Raw genomic sequence first — 16,155 nt, 5'->3', positions numbered from 1 at the left:
GAAGATTGCGGTCACGGGCGGGTCCGCCCGACCGTCGGTGGGGCGGACATGGAAGAGCCACCTCGGCGGTGGAAGATCTTCGCCGAGGTGGCTCAACCGATTGCTCAGGCCGTGACCTTGCGCAGGGAATCGATCTTCGATTCCTCGCCCGGCATGACGCGCTTGACTCCGTCGCCGAAGGCGGTTTCGAGGACGCGGACGCCCTTGACGAGGGAGGCGAACTCGCGTGGTTCCATCGATGCGGACTGGTCGGATCCCCACATCGAGGAGTCCAGCGTGATGTGACGTTCGATGGTCACGGCACCCAGTGCGGCAGCGGCGAAGGAGATCTCGAGGCCGAGTTCGTGACCGGAGTAGCCGACGGGGACTCCGTAGCGCTCGCGCATGGCCGGGATCGCTGTGAGGTTGACCTCTTCGGGCGGCAGCGGGTAGGTCGAGGTGGCGTGCATGAGCACGAGCCTGTCGCGGTCGAAGATCTCGACGGCCCTGTCCAGGGTCTCCCAGTCGGACATGCCCGAGGAGCACAGGACGGGCTTGCCGGTGGCGGCGATCGCGCGCAGCAGCTCGAAGTCCGTCAGCGAGGCCGAAGCCACCTTATAGGTCAGCGCATCGAACTCGTTCTCAAGGAAGTCGACGGAATCGGTGTCCCACGGGGACGCGAACCACTGGAGTCCGACTTCCTTGGCGTAGCGGTCGATCTCGGCGTATTCGTCGATGCCGAACTCGACGCGGTGCTTGTAGTCGATGTAGGTCATCTCGCCCCACGGGGTCGAGCGCATCTTCGACTTCTGGTGTTCGGGGACGGCCACCTCGGGGTTGCGCTTCTGGAACTTCACGGCCTGCGCACCGGCGGTGACGGCGACATCCATGAGCTGCTTGGCGATGTCGACGTCGCCGTTGTGGTTGATGCCGATCTCACCGATCATGTACACGGGCTGGTTCGGGCCGACGAAGTGCTCTCCGATGGCCACGGGGGCGAGTTGATCAGTCATGAAACCTGCTTTCGGTTGGTACGCGAAATCTCCGCGCGGTGGGTGAACTGCGGCTGCTGCCGCGGGACGGACGATTGTTGGTCGGGGAAGGCGGACGCATGGCCGGACAGGGCCGCTGACTGTTCGCCCGACATGGCCGCCGACCGTTCGCCGGGCATGGCCGCCGACTGATGTTCGGCCAGGTGTCCTGACCGGTGGTCGGCGGTCAGGGTCGATGGGTGTCCGGTGGGCGATCGCAGTGAGGTCAGGGTCGGATTCGGGAACGGTTCGGCCGCCTCGGCGGGGATGGGGATGAGGTCGCAGGCCTCGCGGACCGCGCCCCGTCCGCCGGGTCGGTCGAGGATGACGCGGGCGGCGGCGAGGACTCGCGGGTGGGCGTCGGCGACGGCGATGGGCCAGCCGACGACGTCGAAGGCTTCGAGGTCGTTGATGTCGTTGCCGACGTAGGCCACGCGGGCCGGGTCGAGGTCGTTGGCGGTGATCCACGCGTCGAGGATGCTCGCCTTGTTGTCGATGCCCTGGGCGACGTCGACGCCCAGCTTCTCCGCGCGGCGGGTCACGACCGGGTTGCGTTCCTTCGACAGGATCATCACGGGCACGCCCGACTTCACGAGGCGGGAGATGCCCATGCCGTCGCCGCGGTGGACGCGGACCTGCTCGTTGCCATCCTGGTCGACGTAGGCGCCGTCGTCGGTGTGGACGCCGTCGAAGTCGGTGACCAGGGCGTCGACATCGATGACCTGCGCGGTCTCCTGTGTCGAGGCGATGGCACGGACGAGGGACAGGTCGGACATGTCGTCGATCTCGCGGGCGTGCTCGGGCGGGACCTCCTCGATGCCGATGCGGCCGAAGAAGCGATGCTCGTGTTCGAGCAGCCCGGAGGTGCGCATGACGTAGAAGGCGCCGGTTTCGTTGAAGTGCTGGGCACGATCCTGGCGGCGCGGGCGGAAACTCGCCTCGTGTCCGACGGCCACGGCCTGCGTGTCGTCGTCGAGGCGCCACAGGAAGGAGTGGTCTTCGACGGCGGAGAAGACGACATCGGCGTCGTCGGCGCGGACCGTGCGGACCGCGTTCTCGATGGAGGCGGAGTCGATGAAGGGGGAGGTGCACTGCATGAACACGGTGATGTCGAAGTCCTCGTCGAGGGTCGACAGGGTGTGGATGAGTGCGGATTCGCTGGTGGCGGTGTCACCGGCGATCTCGGCGGGGCGGTGGGCCACCTCGGCGCCGGCGCGCAGGGCTTCGGCTGCGATTCCGTCGTGGTCGGTCGAGACGATCACACGGTCGATGCTCGGGCTGGCCTGGGCGGCGTTGATGGCGCGGGCCAGGAGCGAGATGCCGGCGACCTTCTGCAGGTTCTTCAGCGGGATGCCCTTGGACCCTCCGCGCGCCGGGATGATCGCGACGGTGCGGTGGGCGTCGGGGCCGCCGGTCGGTGCGTTGGTGGTCGGAGCGGTGGTGGTTGGTGCAGAGGTGGTCGGTGCGGAGGTGGGGGTCGTGCTTTCTGCCGCCTGGTCTGCGGCCACGGTGGTGCACGCATCCGGCGTCTGCTCGGTTGCGTTGGGCTCGTCGGTCGTCGATTGGTCATTCACAATGATTCGACGCTAACGACGCGGTGTTACTTCCAGATGAACACGCCGTGTCTCCGAGGCGACCCTTCGATGGCGAACCCGTGACGCACCTTCTGAGGCGTCGATGTGGAGGGAGTGGCGACGCCTCAAACCGGCGGTGTGCCGTCGCCACGAATCGGCGGATTGACTGGCTGGAACCTAATAGAGTTATCCGAATTAGAGGGGCGTTCGGCTTAAAGGTGATGGGATTCGGAACGAACCGCATTGAGGGCGACAGTGTGGCTCATTGAGACATGGTCTTTGACCACTCAGAGATGGCGCTGTCGATAAGGAGCTCGGTTTCGGATCTCCGAACGTTCGGCTGCAACACCACTACTGGCAACATGCCCAGAATCGGATCCAAGACCTCGTGCCGCAGTCCGGGTTGTGCGAATTCCTGTTTGCGGGAGCAAAGACCAGCAGGGGCGATGGTCGCGAATCCCGGAATCGTGCAGAAACTGGCCATGATCGAGGTATGATCCACGACTCGTGTCTCTGAGGGGAGCACCGCCTCGAGCAACGGCCCAGTGATGACGGAATGGTCAGAGTAGATCGGATCGTCCATGAGGATGAACTGGCGAGCGGCGAAATACCGTCTCAAGTTAGTTCCGTCCACGGGCATTGGCGGGGGATCGGATTTGGGGAAGACGATTGCCATCGGCTCGGTCCAGAGCTCGATAGATGACATGTCCGAGGAAAGCGAAGCCGAGGTAGCGTAGCTGATCCCGCGATCGCAGATGCCATGTGCGACCATTGCGTGCAATCTCGCTGCACTGGTAACTGTCAGATGCACGCCGTCTAAGAGACTTATCTTCGAGATCAGTTCGGAGATGCCTCTCCCGACCATCCACTCGTCGATGGCGATCGTCACCGGAGAAGCATGCGCGTCGATGATGCTCGGAGCCCCCGAGTTCACCCCCTCGTCCTGAGCCATGTCGACTGCAGAAGTTAGGCGAATGATGTGGTCAGCGATGACCGGAAGAATGTGCCTTCCCTGGGGAGTCAGCTCGACACCACGCCAGCTTCGAGTCAGAACCTCGAACCCTAGCTCTGCTTCCAATCGTTTGATCCGCAGACTGATCGTTGGCTGCGTCGCGTAGAGCTCGGTCGCGGCCTTCGAGATGCTCTGGCTGCGTACCACCGACAGAAATGTCTCCATCGACTCGATGTCCACATCGCCCTCCAGTTGCTCGCGACATCATCAGCCAAGCTTCCCACGCGATGGTCGGTTGCACGACCGTCACCTGGCAGGCCCGCTCACCGATGGTGTCGTCTAGGAGCTGTTTCTACGAGGAAGAGCACCATGATCAAAGCAAAGACGATTCCGCCCATTGCGAGATAGAGCGGAGCCTGAATACCCAATGAGGTTGCCAACGACCCGGCGACCACGGGGGCGATTCCACCGCCGAAGATCTCTCCCACGCCCATCACCGCACCAGCAGCCGTGGCCATCAGCGCAGGAGGAACAGACTCGACCGAGACTGTTGCCGCTAGAAGTGCGAGAGTGCCGTTCACTCCGAGCGCGACAGCGAACAGCAGCAGGAAGACCGAGATCACATTGGGCCCCTGAACGATGACCAGCGCCATCATGACCGCACCGAAGGCAAGAGCGAGCATAGCCGCAGGTTTACGGCCGATCCGATCAGAGATACCAGGGATGAGCAGCTGACCGGCAAATGCTCCGAATCCGATTCCGGACGTAGCGAAACCCATATTCTGTGCACTCATATGGTGATAGTCGGTCAGATAGCTGGGCACCATCGAACTCATTACAAAGATGCATGTCATGGTTCCGCAGAGGGCCAAGGTGGAAACGATGATGTTCCTGTGGCGGAAGATGTCGATCCACCGGTAGCTTGCTGCGTCCTGTTGGGTGTGGAGCATCTGCGCTTGGGGAGCCTGCCCAGCCTTGGGGAGCTCTTCCTGCAGTTCCTCGGGCTCCCGGACATTGCGCCACACGAAGTAGGCGATGATGAGCCCCGGTATGAGCATTATTCCGAAGACCCAACGCCAGCTCGGCAAAACGACCAGCAACTGCGTCGCGATTATCGGTCCGAGTCCGATTCCGAAGAGCGCGAAAGTGCTCTGCTGGATGCCGAGATTCAGCCCACGTCGTTTGGGGGCGGAGGCCTCGGCTGTGGACGCAACTGCGGTAGGGCTGAACGCACCCTCGGTCACGCCCATGAAAGCACGGACGAGTATCAGCGCGATGAGCCCGCCAGCCAGTCCGGTGAGCACCGAACAGAGCGAGAAGATGACAACTGCGGGAATCATCACTGCGCGGCGGCCGAACCGATCCGATAACCGTCCCATAAAGAGGGCGGAGATTCCCCACGCAAGGCCGAGTGCGCCGATTATATTGCCAAGGTCGGCATAATCTAGATCGAGATCCACCATCATCGCCGGGAACAGAGGGGCGATGATCCAGCGATCGAGTCCGACTAGTCCGAATCCGAGCGCCATGATGATGACGACATTGCGTTCGTAACGTCGGCGCTTCAGCGCACTGTCGAGTTGAGGACGCATGTCAGCATTGCGGGCGCTCATAACCGGCTGCCTTCGAAAGATGTGATGATGTCGCGATTCGACATCACACGACCGAAGAACTTTGCAATCACGTTCGTCGTTGCAGTCTGCGCAGATTCTGACAGAGCGCCGGTCGCATCGTCGGCGAACACAACCTTGTAGTCACGCATGAACGCGCTGCGTGCGGTGGACTCACAACACACCTCAGTCAACGTTCCCGCAACGATGACTGTGTCGACAGCTCGATATCCGCGAACATTGGTGAGCAGCGTCTCCAAACGTGTGTTGTGGAAAGCATCGTATCGGTGCTTCTGCACGTAGTAGTCGCTGTCCCGTGCCCCCATTGCAGGGACGATTTCGATTCCGTCGGTGCCTGCGCGCATGCCCTCAGATTCCAAGCGCGGGTTGTTGCTTGCCTCCAGCGGTGAGATGTTGAGGTCGTCGAAGAGCACGTGCTGCGTGAATATAATCGGGAGTTCTGCCGTTCGGGCCGCGTCGATGAGCTCTCGCATCGCCGGAGCCTTCTTTCGCGCCATGGGGACTTCCATCGGTCGCCCTTCTTCGACGAAATCGCGCTGCATGTCGACGACGACAATTGCACTGGTCGAAGGTTTCAGATTCCACATACGGGGTCCTTTCGCCGCATTTATCTGAAATGCTAGCGGTGACTTAGCCCCTTATAGTCATAAAGAGTTTTCATGCCCTCGGCTGCGGAATCGGCATAATCGCATTCCGTTCAATGATTCGAATATGTCCCGTGGTGTTCTCTGGAAGGTGCGTCGACTTTGGACGAATCGTAATCGGAGGGCGCAAGTCTGCAGAGGACGGACGACGATGCGAGACCGAGGCGCGCGAGGGCGACTGGACTACCAAGCTGTCCCGCACTTAGCGCGAAACCTGGTCAGCGCCAGGTGATGTTCCACATCCGGTTGTTCCAGGCGGAGAACGGGATGACCTCGCCGGTGTAGATGGGCCAGAAGTAGGCGAAAGCCATCACCGCAGCGACGAGGACTAGGCCGACGCTCAGCCTCCTTGCGAACAGTGCCGCTGAGATCCGCGTGAACCGCTGCTGCAGCGAGCGTCCCCGAGCGCCCGCCCCAGGCTTCGCCATCGCGGCGTCCGCAGAAGGTCCCGTGGACGCGGCCAGCGCCTCCGGCTCGAGCGGCCCGGCCATGGACGTCCGCGCGAGCTCAACCTGACCCGGCGACACCCGCATGCCCACGGACGCTTGCCCGCCACCGGGCACTCGGCCCCAGACGAGGGTCAGACCGTACGTCACGGCCAGCACCACGAAGGGCACCATGACGATGGTGTAGAAGGTGAAGATCGTCCGTTCCTGGTAGGCGAACCACGGCAGCCAGGTCGCGGCGAGCCCGGCGAGGATGACGGCCGGGCGGACGTCTCGGCGGATGATCCACACGATGAGGCAGACGAGCACCGCCAGGGGAGCCAATCCCCAGATCACAGGGTTGCCCACCGAGGTGATCGCCGAGGAGCACTTCTCGGCGATGCATCCCATGTCGCCCTGGTCGTAGGACTCGTAGTAGAACGACGTCGGCCGCCACTGCACGATCCAACCCCACGGATTCGACATGTACGGGTGCTCCGAGTCGAGCCCGACATGGAACGAATACGCCGTGTAGTGGTAGTGCGCCAACGACGGCAGCCAGTCCAGCCAGTCCGGCAGCGCACGCCACCAGCCGAAGTTCTCCGCGGCCCACTGCCGGTCCCACGCATCGTCCGACCGGATCCACCCCGACCAGCACGCCACATAGGTCACGAGCGCGATCGGCACGAGCTTGAAGAACGAGGGGATGCTGTCGCGGATGAACATGCCCAGCCACGGATGCCCGGCTCCGGCCCGATACCGCGAATGCACATCCCACAGGACGAGCAGAATCCCGAACACCGCCAGCGCGTAAAGACCCGACCACTTCACTCCCATTGCCAAGCCGAGACTGATCCCGGCGGCAAAGATCCAAGGACGCGCGCCGAGGCGGGGCCCGAAGTTGAGCGCATCCCTGGACCTGGTCCGACGCCGACGTCGGGCTCCCGCGATGGGTGGGGCCGCCTCGGTGACGGAGGTGGCGGAGACCGACTCGCTGAGTTCGCCCGGGAAGGTCCGGGGGACCTCATCGGGGTCGGTTCGGGAAGATGACCCAGCGTCTGTGGGGGCGGTCTGGGAAGTCGGTGCCGCCTCGGTGAGGGCGGATGGGGAAGACGTATTCGTCGTCGATCGGGCCCAGCCGGCCAGGCGTTTCGTCACCTGCTCGCGGTCGAGGAGGATGAAGAAGAAGGAGAGGAGGACGAAGGCCATGAGCACGATGTCGAGCAGGCTCGTGCGGGAGTGGACGAAGTGCTCGCCGTCGATGGCGAGCAGGCCGGCGGCGACGCAGGCGAAGAACGCCGAGCGGAAGAGCTTCCAGGCGACGACGCCGAGGAGGAAGATCGTGAGGGTGCCGATGATCGCCACGGTGAAGCGCCAGCCGAATGAGTCGTCGGCGCCGAAGAGGTCGATGCCCCACCCGATGAGCCATTTGCCCAGAGGCGGGTGAACGACGTATTCGGGGGTGGATTCGATGACGCTGGGGTCGCCGGCGTTGAAGGAGTCGTCGGCGTTCTCGGGCCAGGAGCGCTCATAGCCGAAGTTGAAGACCGAGTAGCCGTCTTTGACGTAATAGGTCTCGTCGAAGATCAGGCGGTGCGGGAAGTCGAGGCGGAAGAGACGCAGAGCAGCGCCGATTCCGGTGATGACCAGCAGTGCCGGCCACATCCACAACGGCGCGCGGGTGGCCCACATGCCGGCGTGGAAGGTTTCGCGGCGCATCGCAGCGGCACCGGCGCGCACCTTTTCGCGTCTCCTCGCCAGGCGCTCGCGGGCGATGCGCCGGGTGGGGGCCGGGGAGTCTGCGGTGTGTGTCATCGAAGTCCAGTTTAGAGATCTCGGCGGGCGGGGCTCTCATGCGACCCGCAGGGAAGAGCCGGACGACGGTCGGGTGGGTTGGCGGGCATGAGGTTCGGCACGGCGAGCGAGATTCTTGGGCATTCGCCGATGCGCATCACTAGAGTAGTAGGAGACAGCCGGAGTCCGAGCGAAATGGTGCACAACGTGTCGAACAACCCCAACTACCGCCCGAGCGATCCTCCCCAGGTCGGCTCGCAGCAGTTCAACAACAACTATGGATCCCAGCCGCAGTACGGGCAGAGGCAGGCGGGCCAGTACGGCTCCGGCGCCGGGCAGTACGGATCCGGCTCGAGACAATATGGGTCTGGTGCCGGCCAGTACGGGGCTGGTGCTGGTCAGTATGGATCTGGCGCTGGACAGTATTCGCAGGGACAGCCGTATGGGCAGGGCGGAGACTTTGGACAGTCCGGCGCCTACGGGCAGCAGAACTCGTATGGGCAGTCCGGCGGCTACAGCCAGCCTGGCGCCTACAGCCAGCCGAGCGCCTACGATGCCTACAGCCAGCAGGGCGTTTACAGTCAGCCGGGTGCGTACAGCCAGCCGATGACCTACGGTGCGCAGCCGATCTACGTCCGGCCCGCACCCAACAAGATGGCTGTGTGGTCGATGTGGATGGGCATCATCGGAATCGGCGGAGGATTCGTCTGCGGTCTGCTGTCGATGATTCCCTTCATCGGCGTCATCTTCAGCATCATCGCGATGTTCCTCTGGATCGCACCGGTGCTCGCCGTCATCTTCGGTCACATCGGTCTCAGCCAGATCAAACGCACCGGCGAAGAGGGCCGCGGACAGGCCATCGCCGGCCTGATCATCGGCTACGTCAGCATTGCGCTCGGTCTGATCGGGGCTGTCATCGTGGTCGGCGTCTTCGGCCTCGGCTTCCTCAGCATGATGGGCAGCTACTGAGCCGTCCTGAATGACCTGGGGTCGTTGCCCGGGGTCACGCGGTTGCGGGACGGTGCGGCCGCCTCGGTGAGGGGTCTTGAAACGGACGGTGCTGCCGCCTCGGTGAGGGTGTCCTGCAACGGGTGGTGCAGGACTGCAACACGATTTGGCCGCTGCGCTCGTCGCACGTCGGTAGCGTTGATGTCAGACGTCGGGACAGCCGTTGAGGACGGCCCGGAACAGACTCAGAGATCAACGACAGCCAGCGGAACGGAACGGACATGAACACTCGCGTACTGCCCCTCGGGAACACCTACACCGGATCGAACGGTTCGGTCTACGCTCCCGTCGCGGTCCACTCGCCTGCACCGGTTCGCACGCCGGTCGCGGTCCGCTCGCCGGCCCCGGTCCACTCGCCCGCCCCGATTCAGGCTCCCGTGACCTACGGAAACCGGGCACCGGTCGTCGTCTGCCAGCAGGTGGCGCCGACGAACACCTCGGCGATCGTGGCGCTGGTGCTCACGCTCATCTCGTTCGTCACCTCGGTATTCTTCCTCGGCTTCATCGGCATCATCTTCGGCCATGTCGCCCGTTCGCAGATCAAGGCCCGCGGTGAACGCGGCAACGGTATGGCCGTCGCCGCGCTGTGGCTGGGCTACCTGAGCGTGATCTTCTGGGTCGTGTTCTGGCTGATCTACTTCGGCGTCATCGCGCTCGTGATCGGAGTGGCCATCGCCGCCGGAGGAGGAACCGTCAGCTGACGCCGCGGCATCCGGGGAGCCCGGCCCCCGGTCCACGGCCCCGGGCCGCCATCCCCGCCTCACGGCCCCGGGCCGGCACCCCCGCCCCACGGCCCCGGCCTCGGCAACTGTGATTGACCTGTAACCGCCCAACCTTTTGCCGCCACCGACGACTCTGTACCGTTGAAGGCAACCACAAGGAGACTTCGCCATGAGCAGCCAGAACAACTGGAACAACCCGGACATGTACTACCAGCAGCCCCAGTCGAACGCGGGCGGCGCATACGGTGCCCAGTCCTACAGCCAGAACAACGCCTACGCGGCCAATGCTCAGTACGCCGGCGGGCCCGGCTACATGTACCAACAGCTTCCGCCGACGAACGTGTTGGCCATCGTCGGCATGTGCGCCTCGATCTTCGGTTTCATCTCGTCGATCTTCATCGGCGGCATCGCGGGCATCATCATGGGCCACATCGCCCGCAAACAGATCCGCGAACGCGGAGAGCGCGGCGACGGCATGGCGATCGCCGCACTGTGGGTCGGCTACATCGGCACCGCACTCTGGATCCTCTTCTGGGTCGTCTACGTCGGAATCTTCGTCCTCATCTTCGGCGCGGCAATGGTCGGCGCAGGTTCGGCCAGTTGAGTTCAGAGGCCTTCGCGTCCTCTGGCCCGGTCGTCGAAACTGACCCTGGAAACGGGGACGACGAAAACCTCGCCGAGGCGGCCGTGCCCGACGGCATCGACCAGACCGACCACGCGGGGCAGGGATCGGGTTCGAACCTCACCGGCGGTCGACTGATCCTGGTCGGGACTCCGATCGGCAACCTCGGCGATGCGAGCCCGCGGATGCGGCAGGCCATCGAAACCGCCGATGTCATCGCAGCCGAGGACACCCGACGGTTCCTGTCCTTGGCGCAACGGCTGCAGCTGAGCCACACGAAGCGTGTCATCAGCGTCTTCGATCACAACGAGGGCCACCGCGCACCCGAACTCGTCGAGCTGATCGCCGCTGGTGAGACAGTAGTTCTGCTCTCCGACGCGGGGATGCCCGCCGTCTCCGACCCCGGGTATCGCGTGGTCAAAGCCTGCGCCGAGGCGGGACAACCGATCACGTCCGCTCCGGGGCCCTCCGCGGTGCTCATGGCGCTCGCCGTCTCCGGACTGCCCAGCGACCGGTTCAGCTTCGAAGGATTCCTGCCGCGCAAGTCCGGGCAGCGCAAGACTCTGCTGACCGAGCTCAAGGCCGAGAAGCGGACGATGGTGTTCTTCGAGAGCCCGCACCGCATCGCCGATGCGATGGACGACTTCGCCGAAGTCATCGGAGTCGACCGACCCATGGCCATCAGCCGCGAGCTGACGAAGACCTACGAGGAGACTCTGCGCGGGACGGTGGGATCCCTGCGGACACAGGCTGCCGGCGGACTGCGCGGAGAACTGACCCTCGTGCTCGCCGGGGCCACCGAGGTCGAGTCGGCACCGGAAGACCACCTCGGCGAGGTCAGCGCTCTGGTCGACTCCGGTGTGAGAGCCAAGGATGCGGCAGGGCAGGTGGCGAAGAAGTTCGGCCTGTCGAAGCGCGACGTCTACGAGGCCTGGCTCCACCGCGAGTGACGCACTCCGGGCAGTGCGGAGGGCGGGCGACGTTCCTTCGCAGGCGACCACCGTGCTCCAGCGGGTGATTTGCGTTTCGGAAGAGCGAACGCCGACGAATCCACTTACACATCAGCCACGTTGAAAACTTCGGTACACCTTCCTGTGAAATGCACACAAAAGAACGTGAGCAACTCGGAAGAGCCCGTACCGAAAACGGAGTCGGGCCGCGAAAATGAGGGGCAACGGTCAGGATGACTCGACAGCTGTCTCGTGTGCACAGCGCCGATGACTTCGACGCCTCTTCTTGTGGGCGGAGCGAGGCTTTCCACAGAGGGTGATTTCACCGCGTGACAAGACCGCGGTGCAGTCGCACGATCAGCAGATGAAACTCGAATATTTGGACAAGTACAACGTCGTCGATTACAGAACCCTCAGAGCTGTAGGGATGACCCATGAAGCGATCTCCAGCGCAGTGAACTGCTGCATGCTGAGGCTGACCCGCGGAATCTATTCGATCGTTCGTGCCTGCAATCTCAAGAAGCACCGGTCGGCATCGGTGTTGATCATGGATGAAGACTGGGTCGAATACTTCCGTTCGACGACGGTCGCAAGCCGCGAAGGCGACCACCGATTCAGCGAACACATTGCCCGACTGGGAATCGTGCACTATCGCCACTTCAGGGCAGATGACGCTGTCAGCGGAGTGTCCGCCGCGATCCTCCACGAACTGCCGTTGTTCAAGGCAGAGCTTGGGCGGATCGTGGTGACGAATCCGACCGCTTACTCGAGCAGCCCCGAGATCATCAGGCGGAAACGACAATACAGTGCTGAGGACGTTTGCACTGTGCACGGTGTCAGAACACTCACCTCTGTCCGCACCGGGCTGGATCTGATTGCCGAGAAAGGCCCGGCAGACGGCATGGCCGCTTTGGAAGGGGGACTGCGCGCACAAGTCGAACGAGAGTCCGGCGACGCCAGAATCGGAATGCATGACCCACGGCGCATGCACGCCGTCGGACGAGAGATCGTGGCTCGTGATTTCGTCCCAGCGGCGATGCGCCTGCGTCGGGGGAGGAAACGCGCTCTGCGAATCTTGACGATCGTCAGCCCGCTCTCTGAGAACTACGCGGAGAGTCGGACCTCGTTTGCCCTTCATCAGATGGGTCTGCACGATTTCACTCAACAATGGAACGTTGGGCGCGATGGCTCGCTTCTCGCGAGGCTCGACTTCCTTCACAGGCCCACGAACACTGTCCTCGCATTCGACGGAGGTCAGAAGTATGCCGACTTCGGCGGAGAGAGGCTCAAACACGAAGGTCATCAGCAGAACGAGCTGTTGAACATGGGGTTCAGAATCGTGCATCTGCAGTTTGGCGACGTCACCAATCTAAAGCAGTTTGAGATGAAGGTGTTCGGCCAGGCTCCGCAGCTCCTGGAATTCAGGGGCAAACCGACGCTGCAATAGAGCAGGTCTATCGGTCGGCCCGGTGGTTTGCCCGCCGGACAGTCCCACGTTCTATTCAGCGGCCGCCCCAAACGGTCCGGGGCGCCAGTTCTCTCGCCACTCTGGGTCCCCTCCGTCAGGTCAGTCGGCCGAATCGGTCCACTCGACCGAGGGAGCCGCCTTGTCGCAATCAATCCACGATCGGAATCGGTGGCTCGGTGCTGGAGCGCAACACTTCGCAGTTGGAGTACAGGGAGGGTCAAAGGAGGCAACCGGAATGCATGGAGGTGGGTGAGGTAAGGCCGGGGAACGAAATGTTCGGGGAACACGGCCGCGAATGGTGCACTTCTCTCTGAAATGCTCAGGTTGATCAGTGAGCATTTCAGAGAAACCCGTACCCAAACAGAGACTGGCGTTGCAGACTCCCCGCCGAGGCCGTGCGCGCCGCCTGCGCCGCAGTCCAGCGCCTGCCCGCACCGTACCCACCCACACGCACTGCCCTCAGTCCCACCCCCACGGGCTCATGCGCGCCTGCGCGGCGGCGTCCCTTAGACTGAGTTCCCTATGGGTTACTACTTGACGACAGCGATTGCCTACCCCAACGGGGCCATTCACATCGGGCATGCCTATGAGTACATTGCGGCCGACACGATCGCCCGGTTCAAGCGACTGGACAATCACGATGTCTTCTTCTGCACCGGCACGGACGAGCACGGGCTGAAGATGCTGCAGGCGGCGAACAAGCTCGGCATCACCCCCAAAGAGCTCGCTGACGACAACGCGAAGAACTTCCGCGATACCCAGCTCGCGCTCGGCTCGACCTTCGACCGGTTCATCCGCACCACCGACGAAGACCACTACACCGCGTCGCAGGCCATCTGGCGCAAGCTCGAAGAGGCCGGCGACATCTACCTCGACACATACTCCGGCTGGTACTCCGTGCGCGACGAGGCCTTCTACACTGAGGACGAGACCGAGGTCGTCGACGGCGTGCGCCTGTCCAAGGAGACCCGCACCGAGGTGACCTGGACGGAAGAGGAGTCCTACTTCTTCCGCCTCTCGAAGTACCAGGACAAGCTGCTCGAGCTGTACAAGAACCACCCCGAGTTCATCGGCCCGGACTCCCGCCGCAACGAGATCGCCTCCTTCGTCGCCTCCGGGCTCAAGGATCTCTCGGTCTCCCGCACCACCTTCGACTGGGGTGTGCCGGTGCCCGGCAACGACAAACACGTGATGTACGTGTGGATCGATGCCCTGACGAACTACCTCACCGCCGCCGGCTTCCCGGACGACGAAGAGAAGTTCGCGAAGTGGTGGCCCGCCGACGTCCACATCATCGGCAAGGACATCATCCGCTTCCACTCGGTCTATTGGCCCGCCTTCCTCATGAGCGCCGGCATCGAGCTGCCGAAGCGCGTCCACGCCCACGGCTTCCTCTTCAACGCCGGTGAGAAGATGTCGAAGTCCGTCGGCAACGTCGTCGACCCCCTCGACCTCGTCGACGCTTTCGGCCTGGACACCCTGCGCTTCTTCCTCTTCCGCGAGTTCTCCTACGGCCATGACGGCTCGTACACGAAGGACTCGATCATCACCCGCAAGAACTCCGACCTCGCCAACGAATACGGCAACCTCGCCCAGCGTTCGCTGTCGATGATCCAGAAGAACTGCGACGCCCAAGTGCCGCAGCCCGGCGTTCTCACCGAGGCGGACGAGAAGCTCCTCGCCCTCGCCCGTGCCGTGCCCGACGCCGCCCGGCGCCACGTCGACACCCAGGCCCTCCACCTCTATGTCGAGGCCTGCTGGAAGGTGCTCTCGGAGGCCAACCGCTACTTCTCCGCGCAGGAGCCGTGGAAGCTGAAGAAGACCGATCCCGACCGCATGGCCACCGTGCTGTGGGTGACGATCGAGGTCGTGCGCATCATCTCCATCCTCATCCAGCCGGTCATGCCCGGATCCGCGGGCAAGATCCTCGACCTCCTCGGTGTGCCCGCCGGCGTCGGTGAGGCCGGTGCTAAGGTCCTGCCGACCGCCGTCGATTCCGGGTCCGGCGCCGAGGCGATGGGAGCCGTGTCCGCGAGTGCGGCCATCGGCGTCGCCGCCGGTGCCGCCTACGCTTCGGCCGCCCTGGCTCCGAACGTCGCCGAGGCCGCTGCCGACGGCATCGCCGCCGCCGAGGCCGATCCCCGGTCTTTCGCGGCCGTCGAATTCCCGCTCGAGCCGGGCACACCCCTGCCGAAACCCGAACCCGTGTTCCCGAAGTTCGTGGAGGAGACCGAATAATGGCTTCGCGCGCCGCCGGAACCTATCCACCGGTGCCCGAACCGCTCGCTCACCCCATCGTCGACACCCACACCCACCTCGACATCTGCACGGGTGTGCGGCTGCCGCTGGGTGCCGGTGAACCCGAACCCGAAGTGACCCCCGACGCGGACGAAGAGTTCCCGTCGCTGGATCTCTTCCATGACACCGCCGCCGAGGCGGGGGTCCGTCGCATCGTCCAGATCGGCTGTGACCTCCCGGCAGCCCGGTGGACGACCGAGCTCGTCGCTTCCCAATATTCAGGCACCCCCGCCGAGGCGGCCACGGAAGTGGGATCTCTCGCCGAGGCGGACGGCCACCGAACCGTGCCCGCTTCTCCCGCAGGCGGGCGCACCTGGATGATCGGCGGGGTCGCCCTCCACCCGAACGAAGCCCCGCGGCTGGCCGAGAGGGGCCTGCTCGACGATGCGCTCACCGAGATCGAATCGCTCGTGTCCTCGCACGAGCGCATGCGCGTGGTGGGGGAGACCGGACTCGATTACTTCCGCACAGGAGAAGAGGGCGTCGCCGAACAGCAGCGTTCTTTCCGTGCCCATATCGAGATCGCCAAGCGCACCGGACGCGCCCTGCAGATCCACGACCGGGAGGCACACGCGGATGTGCTGCGCATCCTCAAGGAGGAAGGCGCCCCCGAGGTCACGATCTTCCACTGCTACTCCGGTGACGAAGCGATGGCCCGCGAATGTGCGGCCGAGGGCTATTACATGTCGTTTGCCGGCAACCTCACGTTCAAGAACGCCGATGAGCTGCGGCGGGCGGCGGCTTCCGCTCCTCTGGAGCTGCTGCTGACGGAGACCGATGCACCCTTCCTCACGCCGCACCCGCATCGCGGGAAGCCGGGAGGTCCCTACCTCACCGCGATCACGGCGCGGAAGCTCGCCGACGTGCGCGGGATGAGCGAAGAGGATCTCTGCGCTGCCGTCTGGAACAACGCGGAGCGAGCCCTCGGCAGCTGGGACTGAGCGGGGTTCAGTCCTTCGTTCTGTGAGCGAGGTAACGGGACGCAGGGCCGCCTCGGCGAGGAAATGTCACGATCGGGAATGCCCCCGAATCACGGGGGAACTCCAGGTCAGACGCG

Annotated in this window: 13 protein-coding genes; 7 read left to right on the top strand and 6 right to left on the bottom strand. The window is 63.9% G+C overall.

Going from position 1 to position 16,155, the window contains the following annotated elements:
* Positions 1-104: 104 nt before the first annotated feature.
* From FHG09_RS09380 to FHG09_RS20010, 6 genes are all read right to left on the bottom strand, one after another.
* Complete coding sequence (locus FHG09_RS09380; protein WP_152347389.1) at positions 105-992, bottom strand: N-acetylneuraminate synthase family protein; 888 nt, start codon at positions 990-992, stop codon at positions 105-107.
* Positions 989-2,584 carry an acylneuraminate cytidylyltransferase gene (locus tag FHG09_RS09375; protein WP_227492663.1) on the bottom strand — a complete coding sequence of 532 codons (1,596 nt, stop codon included), beginning with the start codon at positions 2,582-2,584 and terminating at the stop codon, positions 989-991. Before FHG09_RS09375 ends, FHG09_RS09380 begins: the two co-directional genes overlap by 4 nt.
* A 262-nt stretch (positions 2,585-2,846) precedes the next feature.
* The gene (locus FHG09_RS09370; RefSeq protein WP_152347388.1) at positions 2,847-3,776 is read right to left on the bottom strand and encodes a LysR family transcriptional regulator; all 930 of its coding nucleotides are present in this window, start codon (positions 3,774-3,776) and stop codon (positions 2,847-2,849) included.
* Positions 3,777-3,859: 83 nt separating this feature from the next.
* Positions 3,860-5,065, bottom strand: a complete 1,206-nt coding sequence (locus FHG09_RS09365; protein WP_227492662.1) for an MFS transporter — start codon at positions 5,063-5,065, stop codon at positions 3,860-3,862.
* 80 nt (positions 5,066-5,145) lie between these two features.
* A complete protein-coding gene (locus tag FHG09_RS09360) occupies positions 5,146-5,754 on the bottom strand; it encodes a cysteine hydrolase family protein (protein ID WP_152347387.1) in 609 nt (202 codons plus the stop codon).
* 275 nt (positions 5,755-6,029) lie between these two features.
* Positions 6,030-8,051 carry a dolichyl-phosphate-mannose--protein mannosyltransferase gene (locus FHG09_RS20010; protein ID WP_227492661.1) on the bottom strand — a complete coding sequence of 674 codons (2,022 nt, stop codon included), beginning with the start codon at positions 8,049-8,051 and terminating at the stop codon, positions 6,030-6,032.
* Between the two features lie 186 nt (positions 8,052-8,237).
* Here FHG09_RS20010 and FHG09_RS09345 point away from each other — a divergent pair, with 186 nt between their 5' ends.
* From FHG09_RS09345 to FHG09_RS09315, 7 genes are all read left to right on the top strand, one after another.
* The gene (locus FHG09_RS09345) at positions 8,238-8,999 is read left to right on the top strand and encodes a DUF4190 domain-containing protein (RefSeq protein ID WP_227492660.1); all 762 of its coding nucleotides are present in this window, start codon (positions 8,238-8,240) and stop codon (positions 8,997-8,999) included.
* Positions 9,000-9,259: 260 nt separating this feature from the next.
* A complete protein-coding gene (locus FHG09_RS09340) occupies positions 9,260-9,739 on the top strand; it encodes a DUF4190 domain-containing protein (protein WP_152347386.1) in 480 nt (159 codons plus the stop codon).
* Between the two features lie 190 nt (positions 9,740-9,929).
* The gene (locus tag FHG09_RS09335) at positions 9,930-10,364 is read left to right on the top strand and encodes a DUF4190 domain-containing protein (RefSeq protein WP_152347385.1); all 435 of its coding nucleotides are present in this window, start codon (positions 9,930-9,932) and stop codon (positions 10,362-10,364) included.
* Positions 10,361-11,332 carry a 16S rRNA (cytidine(1402)-2'-O)-methyltransferase gene (gene rsmI, locus FHG09_RS09330; protein WP_227492659.1) on the top strand — a complete coding sequence of 324 codons (972 nt, stop codon included), beginning with the start codon at positions 10,361-10,363 and terminating at the stop codon, positions 11,330-11,332. Before FHG09_RS09335 ends, rsmI begins: the two co-directional genes overlap by 4 nt.
* 364 nt (positions 11,333-11,696) lie before the next feature.
* Positions 11,697-12,779, top strand: coding sequence for a hypothetical protein (locus FHG09_RS09325; protein ID WP_152347384.1), 1,083 nt, complete (start codon positions 11,697-11,699; stop codon positions 12,777-12,779).
* A gap of 543 nt (positions 12,780-13,322) precedes the next feature.
* Positions 13,323-15,038 carry a methionine--tRNA ligase gene (metG, locus tag FHG09_RS09320; protein ID WP_152347383.1) on the top strand — a complete coding sequence of 572 codons (1,716 nt, stop codon included), beginning with the start codon at positions 13,323-13,325 and terminating at the stop codon, positions 15,036-15,038.
* Entirely contained in the window at positions 15,038-16,039 is a 1,002-nt protein-coding gene (locus FHG09_RS09315; RefSeq protein WP_152347382.1) for a TatD family hydrolase, read from the top strand. Before metG ends, FHG09_RS09315 begins: the two co-directional genes overlap by 1 nt.
* Positions 16,040-16,155 lie beyond the last annotated feature (116 nt).

The sequence above is a fragment of the Brevibacterium sp. CFH 10365 genome, from assembly GCF_009299785.1.
In the GTDB taxonomy this organism is placed as follows: domain Bacteria; phylum Actinomycetota; class Actinomycetes; order Actinomycetales; family Brevibacteriaceae; genus Brevibacterium; species Brevibacterium limosum.
Note: the sequence above shows the minus strand (reverse complement) of the source record. Positions and strands in the feature narration are given on the sequence as shown.

Excerpts from the sequence above, each read along its gene's own strand:
- metG (WP_152347383.1), top strand. The coding sequence starts at position 13,323 with ATGGGTTACTACTTGACGACAGCGATTGCCTACCCCAACGGGGCCATT.
- FHG09_RS09315 (WP_152347382.1), top strand. The coding sequence starts at position 15,038 with ATGGCTTCGCGCGCCGCCGGAACCTATCCACCGGTGCCCGAACCGCTC.
- FHG09_RS09335 (WP_152347385.1), top strand. The coding sequence starts at position 9,930 with ATGAGCAGCCAGAACAACTGGAACAACCCGGACATGTACTACCAGCAG.
- FHG09_RS09340 (WP_152347386.1), top strand. The coding sequence starts at position 9,260 with ATGAACACTCGCGTACTGCCCCTCGGGAACACCTACACCGGATCGAAC.
- FHG09_RS09365 (WP_227492662.1), bottom strand. The coding sequence starts at position 5,065 with ATGGCGCTCGGATTCGGACTAGTCGGACTCGATCGCTGGATCATCGCC.
- FHG09_RS09325 (WP_152347384.1), top strand. The coding sequence starts at position 11,697 with ATGAAACTCGAATATTTGGACAAGTACAACGTCGTCGATTACAGAACC.
- FHG09_RS09380 (WP_152347389.1), bottom strand. The coding sequence starts at position 992 with ATGACTGATCAACTCGCCCCCGTGGCCATCGGAGAGCACTTCGTCGGC.
- FHG09_RS20010 (WP_227492661.1), bottom strand. The coding sequence starts at position 8,051 with ATGACACACACCGCAGACTCCCCGGCCCCCACCCGGCGCATCGCCCGC.
- FHG09_RS09360 (WP_152347387.1), bottom strand. The coding sequence starts at position 5,754 with ATGTGGAATCTGAAACCTTCGACCAGTGCAATTGTCGTCGTCGACATG.